Annotated in this window: 4 protein-coding genes; all 4 read right to left on the bottom strand. The window is 58.5% G+C overall.

Translation table 11 applies throughout. The annotated features are described in order from the left end of the window. Nucleotides 1-74: 74 nt before the first annotated feature. The 4 genes from fhuB to fhuA are packed head-to-tail and all read right to left on the bottom strand — an operon-like array spanning nucleotide 75 to nucleotide 6,002. Complete coding sequence (gene fhuB / locus INF86_RS21480) at nucleotides 75-2,057, bottom strand: Fe(3+)-hydroxamate ABC transporter permease FhuB (RefSeq protein ID WP_193543912.1); 1,983 nt, start codon at nucleotides 2,055-2,057, stop codon at nucleotides 75-77. Continuing rightward, nucleotides 2,054-2,944: a Fe(3+)-hydroxamate ABC transporter substrate-binding protein FhuD gene (gene fhuD / locus INF86_RS21475; protein ID WP_193543911.1), complete on the bottom strand. Its 891-nt coding sequence runs from the start codon at nucleotides 2,942-2,944 to the stop codon at nucleotides 2,054-2,056. The genes fhuB and fhuD overlap by 4 nt, the downstream gene beginning before the upstream one ends. Then, nucleotides 2,944-3,741 carry a Fe3+-hydroxamate ABC transporter ATP-binding protein FhuC gene (gene fhuC / locus INF86_RS21470; RefSeq protein WP_022647093.1) on the bottom strand — a complete coding sequence of 266 codons (798 nt, stop codon included), beginning with the start codon at nucleotides 3,739-3,741 and terminating at the stop codon, nucleotides 2,944-2,946. The genes fhuD and fhuC overlap by 1 nt, the downstream gene beginning before the upstream one ends. 50 nt (nucleotides 3,742-3,791) lie before the next feature. Further along, a complete protein-coding gene (gene fhuA, locus INF86_RS21465; protein ID WP_023299357.1) occupies nucleotides 3,792-6,002 on the bottom strand; it encodes a ferrichrome porin FhuA in 2,211 nt (736 codons plus the stop codon). Nucleotides 6,003-6,071 lie beyond the last annotated feature (69 nt).

The raw sequence follows: 6,071 nt of genomic DNA, 5'->3' as shown, positions 1-6,071 counted from the left end.
CTGGGGATCCCTCAGCCCACAGGGAGAGGGAGCAAACACTAAAACGGCAATCTAAGGATTGTCGTTTACTTTTATTACCGACTCTGCTTTCTCAACAGATAAATAAAGTAAGGCGCGCCGATAAAGGTCGACAGGAGGCCCGCCGGGATCTGATACGGGAACAGCACCATCCTTCCGCACCAGTCAGCAAAGACCAGGATCGCCCCGCCCGTCAGCGCAGAGATCACGATATGCGGCAAAGTCCTGCGGAAACCCATCATACGGGCGATATGCGGCGCCATTAATCCGACAAAACTGAGCGGGCCGATAGTCATGGTGGCCGTCGCCGTCAGGCACGCGGCCAGCAGCAACAGCGCAATGCGCGTTGGCGTCAGCGCCACCCCGACCGCGCGGGCGGTATCCCCACCCAGCGGCAGAATGGTCATCCAGCGGCGGCACAGCGGCACAATCGCCAGCAGCACGATCATCACAATCCCGGTATGCACCACCTGACTGCCAGTGGCGTTGTATGTTGAACCGGAAATCCATGTCAGGATCTGCGCCATGCGCGGATCGCCGCTCGCCTGCAACATCATCAGCAGCATAGTAAACGCGGTGCTGAGCGCCATCCCGGCCAGCAGCATGCGGTGAGGTGAGAAACCACCTCGCCCGGAGGCGATCAGGATAATCATCAGCGTGACTGCCGCACCGATACTCCCGGCAGGCATCAGCCAGCCGAACGCATTTCCCGGTACGAGGAACAACATCAACACTACGCCAAACGCGGCCCCGGAGCTGATCCCTAATACTTCCGGGCTTGCCATCGGGTTGCCGGTGAGACGCTGGATAATACAGCCCGCCACCGCCAGCATGACGCCAGCAATCAGCGCGGAGAAAATCCGCGGCCAGCGCCACTGCATGAGTTCATGCAGCAAATCCCCCGTTGCCCAGTGCCAGCCCGTGGCGTCGCGTCCCAGCGAGAGTGCGGCAAACGAGGCGATAACCAGCACTGCCAGCCCGGCAAGGCTGAACCACACCACCGACTGACGCTCGGCATGCACTTTATCGCCGGCATCCATCGCCGGAGCGCTAATGCTGCGCAGGCGCGGCAGCAGCCACAGCAGCAGCGGCGCGCCGATCAGGGCCGTCACCGAGCCCGTGGAAACTTCCATCCAGACGCGCGCCAGCCAGAGAATGAGCTGATCGGAAAGCCAGAGGATCAGCGCACCAATCAGCGGCGCCAGCATCAGACGCGCCAGCAGACGGCGCGCGCCGAGCATTTTTGCCAGCAATGGCGCAAACAGGCCGATAAAACCGATGATGCCGACGGCGTTAACCAGTAACGCGCTCAGCACAATCGCCAGGGTCAGGGCCGCCAGACGGGCCAGCGACAGCGCCAGCCCGAGATTGCGCGCCACGCCGTCATCGAGGCCCATCAGCGTGAGCGGACGCAGCAGCAGCAGCGTCAGCACCACGCCGCCAAACAGCTGCGGCCACAGGCGCTGGACGATACTCCAGTCGGTCTGGGTGAGCGTGCCGGTACTCCACATAAACATGCTTTGCAGCTGGTCGTGGTGAAACAGCACCAGCAGCTGGTTGATCGCCCCACAGTAGAGGCTGACGACCAGCCCCGCGAGGATCAGCGTGACCGGTGAGAGACGTTTTCCCCAGGCTACGCCAAAGACCAGCGCACCGACCACGCATGCGCCTGCCAGCGCGGCAAACTGCGAGGTTAACGCTCCCGGCAGGGTCCAGAGCGTGGTGATGGTGATCCCCAGCTGAGCCCCCGTCGCCACGCCCAGCGTGGTTGGCTCCGCCAGCGGGTTACGTAGCACCTGCTGAAACAGTACGCCCACCAGTCCCAGTCCCGCCCCGACCAGCAGGGAGATAGCCAGACGCGGCAGCAGGCTGTAGTGGAACAGCATTTGCTGAATATTGTCGATATCCGGTGCGGCAAACGCGGCTGCCCACTGATCGCGCGGTAACGCCGTGGTCAGGTTAAAGCCGGTTAATGTCAGGGCAGCCAGAAAAATGAGCGCTAACAGTAACATCGGGAAACGGGCCATACGCGTGCTCATGCCTTGCCTCCCAGTGCATTGTCCAGCACGCGGGCAAAATGCATGGCCGACAGCGTCGCGCCGTAGAACCATACCGCTGGCGCGCGCAGGAAGCGCTGCTCGCGGACGAACGGCATTGCCTGCCAGAGCGGAGTCGCCATCAGGGTTTGCATTTCGCGCTCATTGCCGTGGTCAAAGCACAGCACGTCCACATCACGAAACGCCGCCAGACGGTCAATACCCACTGCGGTACTGCCCCAGAACGTCATCTCGCCTTCCCAGGCATTGCGAATGCCAAAGCTGTCGAGTACTTCCTGGAACAGACAGTTATTTCCAAAGACCAGCATATGGCGGGCATCCAGCAGGGTCACCATCAGCAAAGGCCGATCGCCACGGTGGGCAAAGCGCGGCTTAAGGGAATCAATCAGCGCATCAAATTCATTGAGATGTTTTTTCGCCTCAGCCTCACGGTTGAGGAACTGCGCCATCTCGTGGATGGAATTTTTTGCCATGGTCAGCGGCTTTTTACCGTCGCTAAAGGAAAAGCCCCGTCCGGGCGCAATCTTCGCCATGGTCTCTTCCGACGGGCCATACCCCGCAGACCAGAATAAATAAGACGGTTTCATCTGGGTGAGAAGCTCGAGGTTCGGCTCCGTACGCAGACCGATGTCGATGACGGAGTCCGGCAGTTTTGGCTCATTCACCCACAGGGTGTAGTTGGGAATATCGGCCACGCCGTAAGGCGTCACGCCCAGCGCCATCATCAGTTCGACGGGCAACCACTCCAGCGCCACGATGCGGTGCGGATCGACTGCGGCAGCGCGGGCCGGGCCCATCTTTAACAGCAGCGGTGAGAGTGCCATGGCCGTCAGCAGGCGACGGCGGCTAATTAATGTTTGATCCAGCATCAGTAGACAAAGCTCACGGGTGCAGCCCCGGCCGGGTGAGGCAGAATGCCCATAGGAATACCGTAGATATGTTCCAGCGTTTCGCTGCGCATCAGTTCGGCAGGCGTACCCTGAGCGATCATTTCACCGCCGCGCAGCGCTACCAGATAGTCGCAGTAGCGTGCCGCCATGTTGATATCATGCAGAACGGCAATCACCGTCAGGCCGCGCTGCTGGCTTAACCGATGCACCAGCGCCAGGACGTCAACCTGATGAGCAATATCCAGCGCTGAAGTGGGTTCGTCGAGCAGCAGGCAGCGGCTGTCCTGCGCCACCAGCATTGCGATCCATGCGCGCTGACGCTCGCCACCGGACAGGCTATCCACCAGACGGTGCGCCAGCGGTTTTAACCCAACCAGCGCGATCGCCTCTTCCACTTTCTCTCTGTCAGCAACGCCAAAACGCCCGAGCGCACCGTGCCACGGATAACGTCCAATCGCCACCAGCTCGCGCACCGTCATCCCCTCCGCCTGCGGCAACTGCTGCGGCAGATAGGCCACCTTGCGGGCAAAGGCCTTACTGCTCCAGCTCGCCAGCGGCTGGTCATCCAGCAGAATGTCGCCCTCGGACGGCGGCTGATGACGGCCCAGCATCTTCAGCAGCGTCGATTTACCGGAACCATTGTGCCCGATTAAACCGGTCACTTTACCTGCGGGAAACGTCAAAGAGAGCGGATGCAGCAAGGTGCGCCCGGGTACGCGAAAGGAGAGATTGTTGAGCGTGAAGGTGGAGTCGGATTGCGTTTTAGTATCCTGCATGTCAGCCAACTTAAATAAAAAGGGCACGGCGAACCGTGCCCATAAAGAGGTTAGAAGCGGAAGGTCGCCGTGGCAACAACCTGGCGTCCTGCTCCCCAGTAGCATGCATACTCGCTGTAGCAGCTGGAGACGTATTCACGATCAAAGATGTTGTTCACGTTGACGCCGACGGAAGAGCCCGGCAGACCGAAGCGCGCCAGATCGTATTTCACGGTCGCATCCGCCAGGGCATAACCCGCGACGTTAAAGGACTCATAGGCTTTAGGCGACGCTGAGGAGTAGTACGTCACCGTGTTACCGATGTAGCGAGCACCCGCACCAACGGTCAGGCCACTTAGCGCCGTCTCGTGGAAGGTGTAATCCGCCCACAGTGATGCCATGTTGCGCGGTACTTCTGCCGGACGACGACCTTCATACCAGGTGTCGTGGGTGTATTCCGCATCGGTGTAGCTGTAGGCCGCCGTCACGTTCACGTTAGCCGACACCGCCGCTTTCGCTTCCAGCTCAAAGCCTCGGGAGCGAATTTCACCGCCCTGCACGCTAAAGCCGCTGGTCGGGTTCGCCGGATCGGCGGTCAGGTTATTGTTCTTGGTCAGCTGGTATACCGCTGCCGTCACTACAACAGGCAGATCTTTTGGAACATACTTCACGCCCGCTTCATACTGCTTGCCGCGCGCCGGATCGAACGGTTTGCCGCCCTGGGTGGTGCCAGAGAGCGGTTCAAAGGATTCACTGTAGCTGAAGTATGGTGTAATCCCGTTGTCGAACAGGTAGTTAATCCCCCCGCGCCAGGTAAATGCCTGATCGTTAATTTCCGCGGTGGTTCCGTTATTACGGTTAAAGGCAGACGTTTTCGCAAAGTCATAGCGGCCACCCAGGGTGAGTACCCACTTATCCCATTCAGCCTGATCCTGCGCATAGAGCCCGGTCTGCTCCTGACGATTGAGCATGGCATACGGGAAGTTCACATTGACGTTCGCATTGCCGTGCTGAGGATTGTTCATGCTGATCGGATCGGCGGTGCCGTAGTCAGCATCAATGTCATTTCGCATACGAAGGTAATCCACACCCGTCAGCAGGGTATGGTCAACGGCGCCGGTCGCGAATTTCGACTGGAGCTGTGTATCAACCGTGAACGAGTTGAGGTCTTCATCTGAGCGCACGTAGGCACGGCTGATCTGGGCCGGGGCGATATAGCCGTTACCGTAAACTGAACGGTAAAGGGTGTTGATTTTGGTATAACGCAGGTTCTGACGCACGGTGAAGGTGTCGTTGAATTCATGCGCGAAGCTGTAACCCACCATTTTCTGACGACGGGAGATCTTATTGTCTTCATCACCTTCGTTGAAGTCGGTCGGCAGTTTGTGCGCTTTTCCGTTAGCATCATAGTAAGGCACAACGGTACCTTCACGTGGCAGCCAGCCGTAGTAACCCGCATCCGGATCGCTCTGGAAGTTGCTCAGGAAGGTGAAATCGGTTTTATCATCAGGACGCCAGCTGAAAGACGGCGCAATCGCGTAACGAGTAGACTTCACCATTTCCTGCTGCGCGTTCTCACTACGTCCCAGACCGGTCAGACGGTAGGACCACACGCCGTCATCGTCAATCGCGTCGCTGAAATCAAACCCCGTCTGCCAGAGGTTATCCGTCCCCATTTTGAACTGAATTTCTTTCAACGGTTCCGTGGTTGGACGCTTGCTGACCATACTCACTACGCCGCCCGGATGGCTTTTGCCATACAGTACAGACGTCGGGCCACGCAGCAGCTCTACGCGCTCAAGGAAGTACGGGTCCATGGACGCTTCAGAGTAGTTGTCTCCCTGCAACTTCATCCCATCCAGATACTGGTTGGTATTCACGGTGCTGGAGGTCGTGAAACCACGAATCGAAACCACATCGTAAGTTGTTGAGGCGCCGCGCGTTGCGAAAACGCTTGGGGTATAGGCCAGGGCCTGTTTAACCGTCCCCGGCTGTTTCATGTCCATCTCTTCACGAGTCACAACAGAAATAGACTGCGGGGTTTTCTCAATGGGTGTATCGGTTTTCGTCGCCGTTGCAGTGCGTTTTGCCGCAATCGTCGGTGCAGGACCCCAGGCACTTTCCTGTGCAGCCGGTGCGGCAGTCACGGTGATGGTTTCTTCTTTCTTGGGGGTTTCAGCGGCCTGTGCATAAGCAGACATGCCGGCAACCGCTGTGGCTACGACGGCTGCGATTTTACGCAGCGACGTGTTAATTGGCTGAGCAGTATTGGAAAGCGCCATGATGGATCTCTGATGAAAAAGGTGAATGATAACGTAAACGAGAATTATTATTATGACCGCAGAATAATA

This window comes from Enterobacter cloacae complex sp. I1M (genome assembly GCF_014982425.1).
GTDB classification, from domain to species: Bacteria; Pseudomonadota; Gammaproteobacteria; order Enterobacterales; family Enterobacteriaceae; genus Enterobacter; species Enterobacter intestinihominis.
The sequence above is the reverse complement of the archived record's forward strand: the minus strand, read 5'-3'. Positions and strand labels throughout refer to the sequence as shown.

Coding starts and splice junctions, on each gene's coding strand:
- fhuB (WP_193543912.1), bottom strand. CDS start 2,057: ATGAGCACGCGTATGGCCCGTTTCCCGATGTTACTGTTAGCGCTCATT.
- fhuD (WP_193543911.1), bottom strand. CDS start 2,944: ATGCTGGATCAAACATTAATTAGCCGCCGTCGCCTGCTGACGGCCATG.
- fhuC (WP_022647093.1), bottom strand. CDS start 3,741: ATGCAGGATACTAAAACGCAATCCGACTCCACCTTCACGCTCAACAAT.
- fhuA (WP_023299357.1), bottom strand. CDS start 6,002: ATGGCGCTTTCCAATACTGCTCAGCCAATTAACACGTCGCTGCGTAAA.